The 18,237-nt window shown below is 48.5% G+C and carries 13 protein-coding genes; all 13 read right to left on the reverse strand.

All coding sequences use genetic code 11. The annotated features are described in order from the left end of the window. Positions 1-9: 9 nt before the first annotated feature. The 13 genes from pgi to OR573_12000 all read right to left on the reverse strand — a co-directional run bounded on the left by pgi (position 10) and on the right by OR573_12000 (position 18,050). On the reverse strand, positions 10-1,716 hold the full coding sequence (gene pgi, locus OR573_11940) for a glucose-6-phosphate isomerase (protein ID XGA79207.1): 1,707 nt from the start codon (positions 1,714-1,716) through the stop codon (positions 10-12). A gap of 173 nt (positions 1,717-1,889) precedes the next feature. Next, positions 1,890-3,473, reverse strand: coding sequence for a phosphoglucomutase (alpha-D-glucose-1,6-bisphosphate-dependent) (gene pgm / locus OR573_11945; protein ID XGA79208.1), 1,584 nt, complete (start codon positions 3,471-3,473; stop codon positions 1,890-1,892). A 65-nt stretch (positions 3,474-3,538) separates the two neighbouring features. Further along, positions 3,539-5,668, reverse strand: a complete 2,130-nt coding sequence (locus OR573_11950; GenBank protein XGA79209.1) for a glycosyltransferase family 2 protein — start codon at positions 5,666-5,668, stop codon at positions 3,539-3,541. Positions 5,669-5,815: 147 nt separating this feature from the next. Beyond that, the gene (locus OR573_11955) at positions 5,816-7,153 is read right to left on the reverse strand and encodes a hypothetical protein (protein XGA79210.1); all 1,338 of its coding nucleotides are present in this window, start codon (positions 7,151-7,153) and stop codon (positions 5,816-5,818) included. Positions 7,154-7,275: 122 nt separating this feature from the next. Continuing rightward, positions 7,276-8,268, reverse strand: a complete 993-nt coding sequence (gene galE, locus OR573_11960) for a UDP-glucose 4-epimerase GalE (GenBank protein XGA79211.1) — start codon at positions 8,266-8,268, stop codon at positions 7,276-7,278. A gap of 3 nt (positions 8,269-8,271) precedes the next feature. Then, positions 8,272-8,937, reverse strand: a complete 666-nt coding sequence (locus OR573_11965) for an HAD hydrolase-like protein (protein ID XGA79212.1) — start codon at positions 8,935-8,937, stop codon at positions 8,272-8,274. Beyond that, the gene (locus tag OR573_11970; protein ID XGA79213.1) at positions 8,934-9,680 is read right to left on the reverse strand and encodes a 3-deoxy-manno-octulosonate cytidylyltransferase; all 747 of its coding nucleotides are present in this window, start codon (positions 9,678-9,680) and stop codon (positions 8,934-8,936) included. The genes OR573_11965 and OR573_11970 overlap by 4 nt, the downstream gene beginning before the upstream one ends. A gap of 47 nt (positions 9,681-9,727) precedes the next feature. Beyond that, positions 9,728-11,332, reverse strand: coding sequence for an aldolase catalytic domain-containing protein (locus OR573_11975; protein ID XGA79214.1), 1,605 nt, complete (start codon positions 11,330-11,332; stop codon positions 9,728-9,730). Then, positions 11,329-12,885, reverse strand: coding sequence for a hypothetical protein (locus OR573_11980; GenBank protein ID XGA79215.1), 1,557 nt, complete (start codon positions 12,883-12,885; stop codon positions 11,329-11,331). The genes OR573_11975 and OR573_11980 overlap by 4 nt, the downstream gene beginning before the upstream one ends. Before the next feature lie 142 nt (positions 12,886-13,027). Further along, positions 13,028-14,209: a hypothetical protein gene (locus OR573_11985; GenBank protein ID XGA79216.1), complete on the reverse strand. Its 1,182-nt coding sequence runs from the start codon at positions 14,207-14,209 to the stop codon at positions 13,028-13,030. 2 nt (positions 14,210-14,211) lie between these two features. Beyond that, a complete protein-coding gene (locus OR573_11990; protein ID XGA79217.1) occupies positions 14,212-15,489 on the reverse strand; it encodes a glycosyltransferase family 4 protein in 1,278 nt (425 codons plus the stop codon). A 13-nt stretch (positions 15,490-15,502) separates the two neighbouring features. Continuing rightward, positions 15,503-17,359 (reverse strand): glycosyltransferase family 2 protein, encoded by a 1,857-nt coding sequence (locus OR573_11995; protein ID XGA79218.1) that lies wholly within the window; start codon positions 17,357-17,359, stop codon positions 15,503-15,505. A gap of 88 nt (positions 17,360-17,447) precedes the next feature. Beyond that, positions 17,448-18,050 carry a hypothetical protein gene (locus OR573_12000; GenBank protein ID XGA79219.1) on the reverse strand — a complete coding sequence of 201 codons (603 nt, stop codon included), beginning with the start codon at positions 18,048-18,050 and terminating at the stop codon, positions 17,448-17,450. Positions 18,051-18,237 lie beyond the last annotated feature (187 nt).

Genomic DNA, 18,237 nt, shown 5'->3' on the forward strand with positions numbered 1-18,237 from the left:
GTCATTCAGCTACATCCTTTTTTCATCTGCTGTATTGCGCCACGCATTCACCTTGTCAAGAAGCTGAGTCGTGCCGGTATCGTTTATGTTTTCATGTATGACTGGCTCATCTGCCAGCGTCTGATAGAGGCTCGTCGCCAGTTGCTTTCCTAGCTCTACTCCAGGCTGATCAAAGGGATTCAGGTTCCATAGTACCGATTGCACAAACACCTTGTGTTCATACATCGCCATCAAGGCCCCCACCGACCAGGCATCCAGGGTTTTCAGCAGCACCACAGAATTAGGCTGATTCCCTCTATACCCCTGTGCCATATAGCCGCGCAGCGCCATAGGTATCGCATCATCACCCAGCGCAAAAAGCTGCGACTGCGCCAGACAATGCGCCAGCGTCAGCTGCTCCTGAGCCTTCAGCCTGCGGCTAATCTCTTTATTAGTTGTTACATCATCAACTGCATAGCCACGTTCTGCCACCGCAATAAAATCAGCGCTCACCGTGTGCTTGCCTTGATGCAACAACTGATAAAACGCATGCTGGCCATCAGGGCCAACATCCCCCCACAAAATGGGACAGGTGGCATGATTAACGGATCGTCCATCCAGCCCGACACTCTTGCCGTTGGATTCCATCTCCAACTGCTGAAGGTAGGCGGGCAAATGCTTCAAACGGCCATCGTACGGCAAGACCGCATGAGTCGGAATGTTCAGAAACTGACAGTTCCATGCCCCCACAAGCGCCATCAACGCCGGAAGGTTTTGCTCAGTGGGAGCATCCAAAAAATGCCTGTCCATGGCATGTGCGCCTGCCAGCAAAGCATCAAAGGTATCCATCCCCAGCTGAATGGCCACACTCACGCCAATCGGTGACCAAAGCGAAAAGCGCCCGCCAATCCACTCCTTGAACACCAGCTGCTGAGTCTCAGGAATACCAAAGGCCGTCATCTTATCCGGCTTGGTCGAAACACCTATCATCTGATGCCGGCAGATCGTTGCTTCGTCGATTTCCAGCGCATGACTTAACCAGGCAAGCGCCGTGCGGACGTTGAACTGGGTATCTGCCGTTGTGAAGGACTTTGACGCCAACACCAACAAGGTGGTTGCCGGGTTCAGACGCTCCATCAATGGCAACAGCTGAGAACCATCCATCGTCGATACATAATGCACGGCCAGCCGGGTACTGCTTGGCCGGTTCGCCAGCGCCTCACTGACCAGTTTTGGCCCAAGATCAGAGCCACCAACGCCAATATGCACCACATCAGTGATTGCTTGACCCGTTGCACCATACCATTGGCCAGCGTGTATGCAATTAACCATTTCTGTCATACGCATACGCTGCTGCTGGCAAAAAGCCACAGCCTCTTGCATACCGGCAGGTGGCGCTTCATCGTTTGGCCATCTGGCCGCCATATGCAACGCAGCGCGCTTTTCTGACGTATTGACCTTTTCACCGGCAAACAAAGCACTACGCTTTGCGGCCAAACCGCGGCTTTCAGCCCACTCCTTTAAAAGCGCAACGGTCTCAGCGGTTAGTCGCTGTTTACTGAAATCAATATGCAAACTGCCAAACGTAAATGCCAACGCCTCTGCACGCTGCTGCGCAGAAGCCGAGTGACTATCCAGCAAATCACTTAACGAGTGCACCTGCATCTTTTCAGCATGAGCTTCTAATGCCCTCAAAGGGGTATAAATATGATCGCCGGAGGCGGAGATTGAACTCATAAACTTTCCGTAAATGTCATATCAGTGTGCTGGGCCATCTAAAGACCGTCCATACATCATCAATAGCCCCATAAATCATCTATAAGGACACGCAATTTTCAGGCCACAGCCACTATCAAGGCTAAATATTTCAGCCGTATTGACGCTATCAAGAAAACCGCAGGAAGCTTTGCCTATAAGGATGCAAAGACGCTATCAAGCAGCTCAGTGGCACTTTCAATTAGCTCATTCAGGTGTTCTTCGCCTTTAAAGCTCTCTGCGTAGATTTTATACAAAGCCTCAGTGCCACTGGGGCGAGCGGCAAACCAGCCGTTTTCAGTGGTGACTTTCAAACCACCTATAGCAGCGCCATTGCCTGGCGCGTTCACCAGCGCCTGAATAATCAGCTCTCCCGCCAGAGTGGTTTGGGTAATACGCTCAGCGGTCAGCTTTTTGAAGGCGGCTTTCTGCTCAAGGGTGCAGGCTGTATCAACGCGTTTGTAGCAGGGCGCAGCGAAGCGCTGTGTCAGCATGTGATAATACTCACTGGGAGTCTTACCGGTGACAGCCGTCATTTCAGCCGCCAGCAGGCACAGCACAATGCCGTCTTTATCGGTCGACCATGGCAGGCCATTCAGAGTCAGCAGGCTTGCCCCGGCACTTTCCTCACCTCCGAACGCCAGCCAGCCCTCATGCAGGCCCTCAACAAACCACTTGAACCCTACCGGTACTTCATACAATTCACGCTGATGGGCCGCCACGATACGATCAATCATCGAAGACGACACCAGGGTCTTACCTATCTTGAGCGTTGTGGGCCAGTTCGAGCGGTGCTGAATCAGGTAATCAACGCACACCGCCAAAAAATGATTGGGGTTCATCAATCCCGCCGCATCGACAATGCCATGGCGGTCTGCATCAGGGTCATTTCCAAACGCCAGGCTGAAATGATCCTTGATAGCGAGCAGGTTCGCCATGGCGGCAGCACTGGAACAATCCATACGAATCTTGCCGTCATGGTCAGGCGGCATAAAGGCAAAACGGGCATCTATGGTGGTGTTGACCACATCAATATCAAGGCTGTACGCATCTGCAATCGCCTGCCAGACCGGCAAGGCCGTTCCGCCCATCGGGTCTACCCCCAAGGTAAGGCCAGCCCGCTGAATCGCCGCCATATCGATGACATCAGCCAAATTGGCTACATAGACAGCCGTAAAGTCATACCCCTGTACAACCGCCAGTGCCGCTTGCAGATCAACAACCGCCACCCCTTGCAGATCATTGAGCAGATAATGATTGGCGCGCTGTTCAATCCAGGCAGTGGCTTCTGAACCAGCAGGGCCACCGTGAGAGGGGTTGTATTTGATGCCGCCATCTTCAGGCGGGTTATGGGAAGGCGTAATAATCAAGCCATCTGCCAACTTAGCTTCCGGCTTGGCGTTGTGCTGTAAAATAGCGTGGCTAACCAGAGGCGTTGCCGTTACACCCTGATCTTTTTCAATCCGCACCGACACATTATTAGCTGCCAATACACATAAAGCCGACTCCCAGGCAGGGCGAGACAGCGCATGGGTATCAAAGCCTAAAAAAAGCGGCCCCTGGTAACCTGCTTCATTGCGATAATCCACCACCGCCTGGGTAATCGCCATGATATGGGCGGCATTGAAGGTATGTTCCAGCGAACGTCCACGATGGCCAGAGGTACCAAAGGCCACACGTTCCGCAACAACATTCGCATCCGGTGATTCTTCAAAAAACGCCCTGATGACAGCTTCCATGATCCGTTTCCTAATTGATTATCAATATCCGCGACGACCTGCCTAAAGCGTTACAAAAAAGCACCTCAACGCAGCGAAAAGTCCTCATACACCAACGTCAGGTTCGGGTTATAAGCAGGATCATTATCCAACGCCTCTTCCCAGGTTCTACGCATATAGGCGGCTTCCCTGGCGGCACGTTCGCGCTTCTCTGGGTTATCTTCTCCGCCACGAGAAACAGACTCATGATGATAAAGCTCAGCATAGGGCGTCCACAGGTTACGGTACCCTGCTTCGCGCACTTTCAGGCAGAAGTCCACATCATTGAAGGCAATGGTCAAATCCTGTTCATTTAAACCGCCCACCTCATCAAACACCTGTTTGCGTACCAGCAGACAAGCGGCCGTGACCGCTGAGAGATTATGCGCCAAATGGAGTCTTGAGAAATACCCGATGGCATGGCGGCTAAGGTATTTATGCGCATGCCCGGCGACCCCACCAATACCCAGGATAACGCCAGCATGCTGGATGGTATCGTTCGGGTAATACAGCTTGGCGCCGACGCAGCCAATTTCCGGGCGGCACGCTTGGCGCACCATTTCTTCCAGCCACTCAGGGTTAATCGGCTCGATATCGTTATTAATCAGGCCGATCAGCTCCCCCTTGGCATGGCGAATACCAAAGTTATTAAGCGCCGAATAATTGAATGGATGATCCCACTCAACCACACGCACTCGATCATCACGGGCTTGCACCTCCTGCAGATATGCAAGCGTCTCCGGGCAACGGCTACCGTTATCCAGAATCAGCACTTCAAATAGGCGATAAGAGGTACGGGCCAGTATGGCTTCTACGCAAGGCTTAAGAATTTCCACCCTATCTCGAGTGGGAATCAACAGGCTCACCAAGGGCATAGGTGACGGCAACGGCCAATGAACCCGATAGGTATTGGCAAAGGCCCCATGGCTTGCCTTGGCATCAGGGCGATTAACCGCCAGATAGTCAGCAACAGCTTTAAGGCCAGCTTCAGCTGTATAATCTTTTTCACCGCTGTTCTTGGCAGTAGATCCTTCCCCGGCCCGCCAGTGATAAAGCACCTTCGGCACGTGCACAATCTGCTCAGCCGTTAGCCTTGCTGTTACGCGCAGCACCAGGTCGTGATCTTGGCTGCCCTCAAAACCTTCACGGAAGCCACCCACTTCGCGTACCAGATCAGTGCTATACATACCGAGATGAGAAATATAGTTCTGCGCCAGTATAAGATCCGGGTTCCAGTCCGGTTTGAAGTGCGGATCAACCCGGTGCCCAAACTCATCCAACTTGTCTTCATCACTGTAGAAGAGCTTGGCCTGCGGGTTCTTGACAGCGGCTTCAGCCATTTCAAGCAAGGCGTCTGCCGTTAACAGATCATCATGATCCAACAGGCAGACGTACTCCCCCTCCACAAGGTTCAAGGCGCTATTACTGGCCGCACAGATATGACCATTGGTTTGGCGGGTCACCACATGAATGCGACGATCCTGCTCAACGTAGTCAGCCAGCACGCGGGCAACCTCAGGGTCGGTTGAGGCGTCATCGGCGATACATAACTGCCAGTGCGGGTAGTGCTGCTCTATTGCCGAATCCAGGCAAGCCTTTAGCCACTCAATACGCGGGTTATAAACAGGCACCAGCACAGAAATAAGCGGTGCGCTGGCCATCAACTCCAACCGCTTGGCAGACTCTGCCTGGCTGGGTTCGCTCTGCTCAGCCAGCCATTCATGGTAGCTACGCTGAATGACAATGCGCTCAAAGGTTTCATCATAGGCGGCCATGGCAAAGTTGCGCCAATCTTCGTTAGCTTCTGCCGCCTTGGCTTTCAGGCTCGCCAACAGAGCACCTTTTTCGATGCTGCGCCATTGGAAATGCATGCTGGAAAGACGCTGAGCCAGCCTATCATGAGCAAACCCTGGCGTTAGCCAAACCATACGAAAATGATCAATAGTGAACTGACCAGCGCTATCGATAGGGTCAAGGCGAATCGCTTTCACACCCCAAGGCAGCCAGAATAAGCGTTTGGTCTGCTGGCCATTTTTTAACGGCAGGTAAACACTGCCTTCCTCCTGAAAACCCTTGCCCTTATCCAGATAAAGCTTTACGGCAGCACTGGGCTGATCGTGCTTGATATTCACTTCAAGCATATACCACCCCGGCACACGGGGTGGCTTCTTAATCATGAACTGGGGATCGTCACCTATGGCTAGCCATTCAAAAGATGCATTGACATTGTTAGCCTCTAGTTGACTACCAGGTAGTAAGCGAGGAGCCTTGTTTAAAAAATACATTACCATACTATAAATTCAGCTCCTGAAAGACTATCCATATCATTGCATCTTTTTTTCATTTAAAAGCTTTGCATCAAGGCGTTTTTTTATCTGAATCAACCCCTTTCCAGTTGGACGAATACCTAGAGCCATATCAATTAGCACTACAGATTCATTCAGATAGCCAAGACGCTCTAATACTAACGACATTTCACGCAGATAATCTGGGCCAGAATTCTTTGGCCTTTTTAATCTTTGCAGAATATCATTATCGAAAACGCTAATGGGTATATCCACTTCATCAAAGTCGAGTCCCAAGACATCCATTAGCTTCAAAAAAACATAATCACGGCGGCCCTGGGTATGCTGCCTCAATGCCTCCGTACTCACCAATCGCAACGTATCCGGAAGCTCTTCTGCCAATGCGGCCAGCGGACCTTGTAATCCAAAGCCGTTTTCTAGCTTGCCAAGGTGTAATGCCTTCTGATTCAACGTAGCTACTTCTGATAATTGAGGAAAGCGCAAACTAACCTCTTTCATCTGTTCAGAAAGATGGCTTGAAAGCTTTAACATGAGTGTTTCTGGAACATCAGAGTGTTGATAAGGATATTCATCAACCGCTCGATCAGAGTATCCTTGCAAACACCAATCCACTTTATTAGCATGGCTGACTGGCAACTCCGATAAAACAGTATTCAAGAGACGTTTAAACTCAAGAGCTGATTTAACGTAGCTTCGATTGGTTACTAAAACATTGGTTACTTTGTTTTTTGCCTCCTGCTCACTGGTACCCAGCGCTTTCAAAAAAACAGTTTCTAGAGGCAAGCCGCTTCCTGGCGCCTGATAAGCTGCAAAATAACAGTTATCGTCTCCAAACTGGTTAGCCCAATGTATAAAAGGCTTACCCACAAGATGCGGCGTGGGTTTTGAAACCATCTCGGCAACGGCTTGATTAAGCCGGTGTGTTACCATATGCCGCTTAATACCTTGATTATGGTTGCCTAGCAAATAATCAACAGGGTGGCGCAAGAAACCAATAACTTTAACGGATAGCCCTTGGCATAACTCAGCCATGCTTTCATGCTGACCATAAAAAGCTTCTGCTGATAACAACAGTGTCATATCATTTTTTTTAGCTTTTCCTAGGTAACGGTGAAAGCGCTGTCCGGCAGTTGATTTATCGTTATTAATCAGGGCCCCTGCAATTTCAGTATGCCCTCCAGAAACACCATTCTTATCAAGCGGATGCTCTGGGTAATAAAAACCTAATGTCTTAAGATAGCTACGATTTTCAACACAAAAACGCTGAATAGCAGAAGAACCGGTTTTGGGGGCACCTATATGCACGATAACATCATAACTACCGACTTTCTTCTTTTTAGACTTCAGCTGAGACATAGTACGTTTAATCATCATTAACCTTACAAAAATTTATTGGCTTTCGAACACTCAGCAATACACTAATACAAAGACTACCTCTGACCAGATAAAATTTTCTAAAAACCACTTTAACCATTCTTTCAAAACTGGGATATATGTTTTTCCCACGCCCAGGCATGTTGAACAATCGTTTCGAGCGAGGCAAATTGTGGTTGCCAGTGCAGCTCCTTGCGAGCCAGTGTGGCATCCGCCACTAATCGTGCCGGGTCGCCTACCCTTTTGGCACCTTCTTCAACCACAAGTTCGCATTGATCTTTGGCGACAACTGATTTAACGACGTCAATCACTTCCTGAACGGAATAGCCCTGACCATTACCCAGGTTATACGCCAATGCACCTTGTTTGTCTCCCGATGCCAACGCTTCCAACGCCAGAGCATGAGCACTGCATAAGTCTTCGATATGAATGTAATCACGGATACAGGTGCCGTCTTCTGTAGCATAATCACGCCCGAATACGGTAATGGACTCACGCCGTCCAGACGCTGCTTGAAGAATCAACGGAATCAAATGGGTTTCGGGGTCATGGCATTCGCCTATCTTTCCTTCAGGATCCGCGCCACAGGCATTGAAATAACGCAACGCCACTGAATTAAGCCCATGCGCAGCATAAAAATCCTGAAGCATTCTTTCGATCATCAGCTTACTGGCACCATAGGGGTTGATAGGCCGCTGAGGGTGCGCTTCATCAATGGGTACATATTCCGGCTCACCGAACGTCGCTGCCGTAGATGAAAAAATAAAGTTTTTAACGCCATGACGTACCATAACTTCCAGCAGGTTTAACGTATTCACCACATTATTGCGGTAATACTTACCCGGGTTCTGCATGGATTCGCCCACCAGGCTGGCGGCAGCAAAGTGCATAACGCCATCAAAATGGTACTTACTGAAAAGCCTTTCCAGTAAGCCAGTATCCGCCAAGTCGCCCACTATTAACTCACCGTTGCAGGCCAGCTCACGGAACCCAGTGGTTAAGTTATCCAGTACCACAGCATTATGCCCGGCATTTGAAAGCTGCTTGACCATATGAGAGCCGATATAGCCCGCGCCGCCTACCACCAGAATTTTCATGGCCTACTCCGTTAATGCCTTAATATTGTGCTGTAGCGATATGTCTTCAAACGCTACCCAGCTTGCCCAATCCGCTACCTCGCTCCATCCACTCAAGAACAGAAAATCCAGCCCAGCGGCATCAGCGGCCTGGTAGTCGTATTTGCTATCACCCAGAAAAAGCGCAGGCTGCTGGATATTATCAGAGCAAAGTTCTCGTGCCAGAATCTCGTCTTTTGTATTAGGGCTGCCAAAGATGCCCCCATCAAACCAGCCTGCGATGTCGCGTTGTTGAAACACGTCACGCAGTTCAGCTTGGTCACCGCCAGAGACAATCAGCCAACGGGCTTCGGGTGTCTTCTTTCGCAAGGTTTCTAAGCCAGGAGCTATATCACAGTTCAACAGCCCTTCGCGTACATGGATGGCATAGGCGTGCAATAGGGCTTCCAAGTCGGGCCCTTGTTGTTGACTGGTGTAAGCAGGAACGATCTGCTCCAGAAAGTAAGCGAACTTTTTGTAGCGCGATATGCCGCCGTTGGCGACGTGATAATCGACCATGGCTTGGGCAGCGGCTTCACCATAGGGCAAGGTGGCCCGATAGAAGGCCTCGGTCTTGACCTTGTTGGAATCCAGCACCACGCCATCACAGTCGAAAACCAGGGTCGCGTACTCGATGACAGGGTATTTCATTCGGACACCCGCCCGGTACGACGCAGCGCGTTTTCGACCTTGGCCACATCCTCAGGCACATCAACGGCCAGGCTACCCGGCTGGGTTTCCACCATACGCACGGTCTTGCCCAGTTCGAGAAAGCGCAGAATCTCAATATCCTCATTGTGCTCCAGCGCACTTTTGCGGCCAAAACCGCGAAAAGCGCTCAGCTCCTCTCTGGTAAACGCGTAGATGCAGACCTGCTTCTTGTAGCGGCTAGGGGCGTACTTGGCGTCCTTGAAGCCTGGCAATGCTACGCGCGACATGTAGACCAGCTCGTTACACTCGTTGGTGATTACTTTGGGAATATTAACGCTATGCGGGTCTTCGTTATCGCCGACCCAGCTAAACCCGTTAATGATGGCATCCATATGAGCCCGCTTGGCGTCACGCACCTTGAGAATATCCGTAGGGTCTGCCAGCGGTTCATCACCCTGTACGTTGATATAGATATCTGCCTCGATCTTTTCGGCCGCCTGGGCCAGGCGGTCGGTGCCCGTCAGGGCGTCATCGGATGTCATCACTGCCTGAAACCCCGCCGCTTCAACCACATCAGCAATGCGTGGGTCTTCGGTAGCAACATAAATATTCTCGGCGCCGACGGCGCGGGCCGAAAGTTCTGCGACCCATAGCACCATCGGTTTGCCTAAAAGTGGCACCAGGGGTTTTCCCGGATAGCGGCTCGAGCCATAGCGGGCGGGAATCATCACAACACTGCGCATAGTGAACTCACTGTCAATATTGATAAAAACAGGACCCTTGATAATGCTTAAAGCGCGTAGACCGAAGCGCTATTTATGGCATAACGGGTGGGCGTGATGGCCGTCATGGGTAAGGCATTTTCTGCTTGCTGATATTGTTCAAAGAGCTGGTGCATCTCTCGGCTACGCGGATCGTCAGCACTGTAACCGTCAAACCCTGCCATGACGACTCGCTCTGCCTGGCCGCTGCTGGCAACCGCAAGCGCATAGGCCACCACCAGCGACGTGGGGGCAGTACAGTGTGTCTCAGCAAAGGCAAAGCTATTTGCTTGTACGTTCAAACCAAAATCCAGCACTTCTTTACTGGCCAAGGAGTCACGCACATCGGCTGGTAACATCGAATAAGGTGTGATCAACGGCTGGGGTAGCTGGGTATGCGCCTCACAGTCTGCCAGCAGTCGCACCGGGTGACAGGCCACACGTAGATCAATCAGCTCGGCGTTAATCGCACTCTGGGTGTTAAGCGCCAACACCAGCGGTTTATGCTCGTGGATGTAGCGCTCAAGCGCCAAACGGTGGCGAGCAACGCCAGGCCCGGTGCCCAACAGCAGCACCTCACGCCCGGCAAAGCGCTCCTTGGGTGACCATTGGCCCTTGGGCTCGCCGTGATAGAAATGACGCGCTGCATCCAGGGTGTTGAGGTTGAATTTCTTGCCGCCTTCTACTCTCAGGTGCTCAATCACTGCCAGTACGTCTTCCTCACTGTAGCGCGAATCGCTGAGCATCTCCTGGATATAGGTGGGGTGGATGCCGTACTTACCTGCCAGGTAATAGTAGGGGTTGGTGCCCCAACCGTAATGGGCCTGCATGGGCTTGAAGTGCTCACGCAGCAGCGCCATCAAGGGCACCATATTGGTGGGCTTTCCACGCCGCTCAGCCATTTCGATGGCCAGTTCCTCGGTACGGGCATTACCTGGCCCCCGGCCCATGCCTGTCACGGTGGAATCTACCCAGGTCACGCCTTCATCCAGCGCGCGAAGGGTGTTAGAAAGTGCCAGCCCCAGATTGTCATGGGTGTGAATACCCATAGCGCCGCTCCACTCACTACGGAACCACTGAATGATCTGCGCCGCCTGATCTGGGTTCATGCTGCCCATGCTATCGGCGAAGTAGAGCGCATCCATCGGGTAAGCCTTGGCCACGCGCGCAAGGGCTTTCACCTCCTCTTCGGTGCGGTCTGCCACCTGCATCAAGTTAAAGCCGACCTGATAGCCACGCTCTTTCAGCCAGGTAACGGCTGGCAGTGACTTTTCAAATTCATGCACATGGCAGGCAATACGTACCAAGTCTACCGGTGAATCTGCGGCTGCATTGGGAAAAAGACGTTCAAGCGCTTTTTGCTGAGGTACCTCTCCAACTAACTCGCTGCCGTTGACCATCACGCCCACAATCAAGCCAGCAGGAATCGTCAGACCGCGAATAAAATCATCCGTAGTAAACGCGCAAGGGCCTTGGAACCCCTGGTTCTTCAATGAGCGAAGGCCCAGTTCTACAATATCAACTCTTGCGGCTTGCATGGCATCAAGGTATTGATTAATTAACTCGAAAGAAAAATTCCAAGCGTTATAGTAGCCGCCGTCTCGCAAGGTACAGTCAAGGAATAAAACGGTCATAGTTTACGGCCTCTTTCTTGAAGAATTTGGTGATATTTATCAATTTTCTTTTTTATGAAAGGCCCTTCAGGTCTTAGCTCCAAAGCCTTTTTCATCACCTTTAAGGCTGTTTCGATTTCACCAGATTCCTCAAAGGACAAAGCCACCTCTCGTAATATATCGGGACTTTTTTGACCGGGTTTGATACGCTGCTCTATATTATAAAAAGAATTAATCTTTTCCCTTCTTACACTTTCTTGCGCACTGTAAGACTTTGCAACTTCATCTACAGAAGGCACTTTTAACATTTCAATTTCAATTCCTTTAACTTTGTTAATCACTTCGACAACGAGATTGAATATGTGCTGCCAAGGAATGTGGTAGCTAGCAAAATCAGCTCTAGATTTCTCCTCCCCTAGAACATTAATAGTATATCTTTTATCAAATTTTTTTACTGTGCTTGGATATTCATCAGGAAAAGAGAAAAGTTTTGTATTTGAATGCAACACACCTGGTTTTTTACAGAAGCGAAGTGGCACCATACAACCAGTACCTGCATTTGCTATAAATACATCAGCGCAGCTACATTTCTTTATTTTATAGCGGTAATCTTTTCCAATTAATGAATAAACTTTACACCTACTGTCAACATTTTTTTCTATTTGACAAAAAATGGCTTCATCGTCTGAATTTCTAATTTCTTTACCATCAGGAGCTGTCACGCCATCCACATACAGCTCAATATCATCAAAATAGCTCACCAAGATAGCAACAATATTTTTTACCCCTTCAACCTGTTGCAACCAACTTCTCTTTTGACCTGTAATAGAAAACCAAAGCTTTAAGCTATGCGGTTCATGTGAAGCTAAGGTGCAACTTTTAGCCGCATTATTATAGATAAAACTTTCCATATTTTCGTTCAGCTCTTTAGCAACACCACTACGAAGCTGGTTGTTACCTACTGTAGTAGGAAACAAGTAAACGCATTCATTATCTATAGGCAAATCACACTTACTTAAACAAAAAAAAGATTTATCGAAACTAACCTTTTTTGCGCTGCGTTTAAAATGGATATAATTTTTTAATTGGTCGTAAAAAAAATGATAGGGTGTTGATTGGGAAAGTAAAAATCCATATTTTTTAAATTTTATAATTCTCTGTGGGTCTAACTTACTTAATTTATTTATCTGATCTAAAATAGGCTTTTTACTAGATAACGAGGTGCGGTAAATTTTTTCCTCAGTGACAACTATATCAATCATGCCCTCGCATTGACCGAAAACCCATATAAGATCTTTATTTTCACTAAGCATAAAGACAAAATTTGTCATATTAAGCTTGATACTAAAAACTGCTTTAGTTGCAATATCAGGATATTCTGGATGCGGTAAAATAAAATAGTCATCTTCTATTTTAACATTCCAAATACTCAACAGGCCTTTAATATCTTTATCAAGCTGCATCCTTACAATATCACTAAGCTCGTCAAAACCAACCGGATTGAAATCTTCAACTTCTAATTCTTCAGTTACGTTTTCAAGTCTACTTAAAAATCTCTCAACCAATAAGCTCATATCACCTGCCTATAGATTTATAAAACATGGAAAAACTTTATTAACCATTACCTCTTGAAAACACTTTAAAGTAGCACTCAAAATCAACCTTTAACAAAAAGAAATCTAAAAATCTATAAAACAACCAAATACCAACCACAAATTAATTTTTTTCAGCATCCATGTTATCTTTATACTCTAGCATTTTCTTTTTTAGCAAAGCACCATTAGGCCTTAATTTAAGCGCAAGCTGCATAAGCTCAGATGCCTGTTTTACATTTTCTGACTCCAAAACTATTGCTGCGTCTCTAATAACATCAATTTCTTTTGGCATAACATCTTGATAACATGAGAAGAAGGTCTCAAGAGCAACCTTATATCCATCTTCTAGCTTTCTCCCTTCACCATAATATTCAAAATTAAAGTCAAAAAGCTTTTTTCTTTCAAACCATTTTTCTGCAACATTTTTATTTATTTTTTCAAAATATCCTTGTATCTCTTTTGCTAAATTAGAACTAGGGGAACAGCCTTTACCAATAAACTCTTGATCTACTAACTGCAATAATCTAACTTTAAATGGCACACCGCTAATATTAAAACCATAGTTATATTTATTTGAAAGCCGAAGAATTTCCTGCCCAAAAGGAGTTAGTGATTCATTTAAATTTTTTACTTTATCAAAGTGGTAAAGATCGCCATCAAAACCAACAACATCAAAAAAATCATCAACAATGTCTCCATTTAGCATTGTATTTCTATCGAAAATACGCACACTTATATCACTTCCCCCAAAAACCTGACTCCACTTATTAAGTAGATCATCGTAATTATAATAGGGGTTGCTTGATTGACAATGTCTTTTCAGAAAATCGTAAAACTCTGAACTACTACCTGACCTTAGATTAGTAGAATACAATGAGACTGCCATATCTACCTGAGGGCGTAGATACACAACAACTTTAATCTCTTCAAAAAGCGGCCTTAGTATTTTTCTTACATTTTCCACTTCGTTTTTGCTTACACATCTAGAATGAAAGTGCTCACTTGATAGAATAACTGTGTGGTAACCGTCCTCTAATCTTTCAATCTCTTCCGTAAAGCGCGCAACTAACTCCTTATCAAAACGCCCTCTTTTTTCTTGTGAATCAATACCTTTATCATAATAATAATCATCAAGCTTTCCAAACTCCATTGAGCAAGAAGCAAGACCACGATTGTTACCAACTCCTACACTCTCAGGTATATAGTAACCTTTTTCCAAAAAAGCAGGTCTGTTTTTCACAAGAAAATTCTGGAGTGTAGTTGTGCCTGTTTTCTCTGTGCCTATGTGAAGTATCGCTTTCATAGTTATACTGAACACTCCATATAAATTCTTTTATACTCATCTGCACTTTCTCTATACGTCAAAGGAGCCTGAATATTTTCATACAGAGTTAGCCACTCCTCATCCTGCATACTGGCGGCTTTTTGCAGCACCTGTGCCAGGCTAAGCGGGTTGCGTGCTTCAAAATGCAGACCATCAACGCCGTGAGTAACTTTTTCCTGCATGCCGCCGATATCAGACGCTATGACGGGCCTTCCGTTCACAAAGGCTTCCTGAATCACCATAGGGGAGTTCTCCCACCAGATGGAGGGGATCAGCACCCAATCAACATTGCGCATCCGCTCGGTCACCTGGAACGGCTCATAAGGGCCCACCCAGCGAAGTACGCCTTCTGCAATCAACTTGTTGGCCATTGCCTGCACACGCTCTTTGAATTCACCTTCCTGATGCTCAAAGTTGGCGCCATGCACTTCCACCACGATGGCCTTGCGCTCTTTCTTCTTCATCGCCAGCAGGGCTTCCATAAGGATATCAATTCCCTTGAAAGGGTTGATCTGACCGAAGAAGGCAATGCGTTTGCGGGTTTCTTCTTCCTGCAGCGGGCGCGGCGGCAGTTTTGGCTCGGGTGACTGACCATTCTCAATCACGCTGATCTTGTCTTCTGGCAGCCCCCATTCAACATAGCGCTGTTTAAGAAAATGGGAAGGCGATACAAAATGATCCACATAATCAAAATGCTGGCCAATAAAGCTGCGCCTGAGCCAGAACTGCTCTTTTGAAAACTCCGGCATGCAACGGTGGCAATCCTCAATGGAAGAGCGAAAGCACAGCTTGTTAGAGCCACGCTTGACCATCTGCCCCTGCTGATGACAGATCGCCATATACTCATGCAGGGTCAGCACCACACGAATCGAAGGATCTTCCTCCTTGATGATGCGCAGCAGCTCAATACCCAGATGAAAGTAGTGATGTAAGTTCACCACGGTCGGCTTCAGGGTGCGAATCAGCTGACGAAAGTCATTCCATATCGCATAGCTGTTAGCGGCTTTCATCAAAAAGGAGTTACCCAATGATTGCTGCCACAGGTATTCATTTTCACGCCTGACGGTAAAAGCGCCGGTTGGCCCATTGCCGCTATCATGGCGAGCGATAAACCAAGCCTGTTCAACACTGGCATCATCACGCAACGCCTTGAACAGGTTGTAGGCGGCCAGCTCACCGCCACCCAATGAAAAATCCGGATGGCCATGCGCCATTACCAATACACGCTGCGGGCGAGCCTGGCTTGCGATTGAATCCATGAAAAAACGCTCCTTAACTAAATGACTGCATGACGGAATGGATCTTCTCGCCCCAACGCTTGGTGTGTCGCCAGGCATTGAATCGTACCACTAGTGTACGGAAAGACGTATCACCCAAGGATGAGAAAGACTGGCGCTCAAGATGCACCAGAGAGACACCCGGTACATAGCCAATCTGATAGCCTGCATTCAGCACCTGCAAGCAGAGATCAGAATCCTCAAAATCACCAATCAGGTAACCTTCATTCAACCCGCCTAGCTCATCATACAAAGAACGCTGCATCATCACGCAAGCGCCAGTCACTGCTGGTTTATCAATAATATCCACGCCCTCGGGCACATTATCCAGTTCCGGGGCAAGGCCCGCCATAGGGTGCTTATTCAACCACACCTGCCAGGACTGCGAATAGAAAAACACCATGCCCGCATGTTGCAAGCCACCTTCCGGGTTCAACAGCCGCGCACCCAGCAGACCATAACGCGGGTTTTCATCCAGCAGGGTGCTCATCTGGCCCACCCAACCCGGAGACGTGGGAAAAGCATCACTGTTCAGCAGCAACACCTGGCGCCCCTGGCTGACACTCACCCCCAGATTGTTGGCACCGGAGAACCCGCGGTTGCGATGCCCCCATACCACCTTAAACGGCACGTTATACAGCCGATGCAGGTTTTCCACTTCATTGGAAATGGCAGTCAAGATCCGAGGGTCATCCACTACATAAATAATCTCGGTGGATGCCAGCAGCTCCGCATCCTGGGAAAATGCCAACAACTGGTGCTCAACAAAATCCCAGCGGCTGTATAGCGGAATAATCAGGCTAACGTCTGGAAACGCTGGCGGGTTACCCAGGGTCATGATGTCCGGGGCTTTCTGATTATCCGCAAACGCCTGATCACGCTCTGCCAACAGCGTTTCAATCAGCTCGCCTTCCCAACCATTGAACCGCTCATTAATCTTCTCAGCAGGCGTTGCCACACCAAATGCCCAGCGTGCATAGCCTTCAGGGTCTGCGGGAACTTCATCGGCATCACACTGTGCCAACGTCATCGCTTGCTGCGTTTGCGGATGATAAGCCACCAGACGAAGGCTGGATGGCACAGGCAACGCAAACGGCCAAGGTGCCACAAAGCCCGCATCAACAGTGCGTTGGCCAAACGTATCGCGGAACAGGCTCACAATATCTTCACGCTGATAACGCAGGGAGTTTTCCAGGTTCACGCCATTACCCTGACTATCGACACCCCAGACCTGCCAACCAGGTTGGGTAACCGTCCAACCCGCTATTAAGCCACTGCGGTGGGGGATCATCCCAAAATCATCCAGATGCGCGACGGCTTTCAATGGGTCTGGCGCTAACCAGGTGGCAGCTGCCAGAAAGTCGGGCTGGGCATGCTGCGCAGCTCCTGGCCGAGCTGAAGGCCTGGAACTCGCGATATTCACGCCATCTTGATCAGGTGAGGCCATAAAGCTTTCTAACGCCGGTAGGGTGAAAACAACCGGTGCGCCCTTCTCTTGCAGATGACAAACCAGTAAAGGCGTATCGTTGCCATCATGCTCGCTGAACCATTCAAGGCAAAAACCCTGGCTTGTAAGGCCAGGGTTTGAATCTTGCATACTGATGGCGACATCTTCTCTCACATGGAAAGTAAGCGATGCCTCTACCGCACCACGATCCATGTGCAGCTCTATAGCCGGGGCATCACTATAGGTTGCAATCCAGCCTTCCACCCAATAGCAACCGCCACGCCTTTTAAGTTGATCCACCTTGACCGCTGCCTGAGGCTTACCCTCCCTGGAAACGACGTAAGGCGCACGAGTCACATCATGGAGCTGCGCTTGCGACGCCTTAGCGGCTTTTTTTGCTGACATACGCTTAAGCATAAATCCTTTTCAACCTCATTATTCAAAAAGGCACCGGCAGCCAATGTAGCTTGCGATTGCCTATCAACCAGCTGTTTTACTTAGCCAAAGGGTACGCTGTACGGCCTTCCTCAATACCGCGCATGATAAAATGCAACAATGGGTTTAGTTGGTTATTGTACACATCCGGGTATTCAAGGTAATACGCCATCGAGTTGAATAACGGCCCAGCGGGGCGCCCCTCAAAACCACCAAACAAGAGGTAATGCATGGCAGGGTCATCAGCAAAATCGCTATCCTTGAGGTCAGGGTACTGTTCAAGATACCAGGCACCATCAAAAAATTCAGAATCACGAATCATCTGGATGTAAGGCAACAGGCGCTCGCGCTCTTCCTGAAGCACCTTCAATACCACAAAGCTATCCAGCTTCTCTTGCGGATAAGGCGCATCACTGACGATGGCCACAGGCTTCTTAGCCTCCTCGCCTGCCTCACCAGCACCGGCCACGGCTTCTTGCGATTGGCCTGCCAGCGCATTGATTTTCTCTTCCAGCCCAGCAAGTGTTTGTTGCAAAGTAGCCATGGAATCCCCCATGGCTTGCTGCTGAACCTGCATTTGCTTGAGTGACTCTTCTTTACTGGCCAACTCAGCCTTTAAGGTGGCAGCCTGCTGCGTCAGAGCTTCAATACTTTCGGACATCGTTATACCTTTTTGCTTTAATGTTTGAGTGGCTACAATTGCTGTTTAGTAATCAAGACACAATCATGAGTAAAAAACTTCCCTTAAGCCTATTTATCGTCTAATATCCCGGTTATTATCTTTGAAAATAACATTTATAAAAAACACGCCTAAAAATAAATACCAATAGTTTTCTAAAACACAGTAT

This window comes from Halomonas sp. CH40, assembly GCA_041875495.1.
GTDB lineage: Bacteria > Pseudomonadota > Gammaproteobacteria > Pseudomonadales > Halomonadaceae > Vreelandella.

Bases quoted from the DNA above. Each gene is read 5' to 3' on its own strand.
- OR573_12000 (XGA79219.1), bottom strand. From the start codon at position 18,050: ATGTCCGAAAGTATTGAAGCTCTGACGCAGCAGGCTGCCACCTTAAAG.
- OR573_11975 (XGA79214.1), bottom strand. From the start codon at position 11,332: ATGACCGTTTTATTCCTTGACTGTACCTTGCGAGACGGCGGCTACTAT.
- OR573_11985 (XGA79216.1), bottom strand. From the start codon at position 14,209: ATGAAAGCGATACTTCACATAGGCACAGAGAAAACAGGCACAACTACA.
- OR573_11955 (XGA79210.1), bottom strand. From the start codon at position 7,153: ATGTCTCAGCTGAAGTCTAAAAAGAAGAAAGTCGGTAGTTATGATGTT.
- galE (XGA79211.1), bottom strand. From the start codon at position 8,268: ATGAAAATTCTGGTGGTAGGCGGCGCGGGCTATATCGGCTCTCATATG.
- OR573_11995 (XGA79218.1), bottom strand. From the start codon at position 17,359: ATGTCAGCAAAAAAAGCCGCTAAGGCGTCGCAAGCGCAGCTCCATGAT.
- pgi (XGA79207.1), bottom strand. From the start codon at position 1,716: ATGAGTTCAATCTCCGCCTCCGGCGATCATATTTATACCCCTTTGAGG.
- OR573_11965 (XGA79212.1), bottom strand. From the start codon at position 8,937: ATGAAATACCCTGTCATCGAGTACGCGACCCTGGTTTTCGACTGTGAT.
- OR573_11950 (XGA79209.1), bottom strand. From the start codon at position 5,668: ATGATTAAGAAGCCACCCCGTGTGCCGGGGTGGTATATGCTTGAAGTG.
- OR573_11990 (XGA79217.1), bottom strand. From the start codon at position 15,489: ATGGATTCAATCGCAAGCCAGGCTCGCCCGCAGCGTGTATTGGTAATG.
- pgm (XGA79208.1), bottom strand. From the start codon at position 3,473: ATGGAAGCTGTCATCAGGGCGTTTTTTGAAGAATCACCGGATGCGAAT.
- OR573_11980 (XGA79215.1), bottom strand. From the start codon at position 12,885: ATGAGCTTATTGGTTGAGAGATTTTTAAGTAGACTTGAAAACGTAACT.
- OR573_11970 (XGA79213.1), bottom strand. From the start codon at position 9,680: ATGCGCAGTGTTGTGATGATTCCCGCCCGCTATGGCTCGAGCCGCTAT.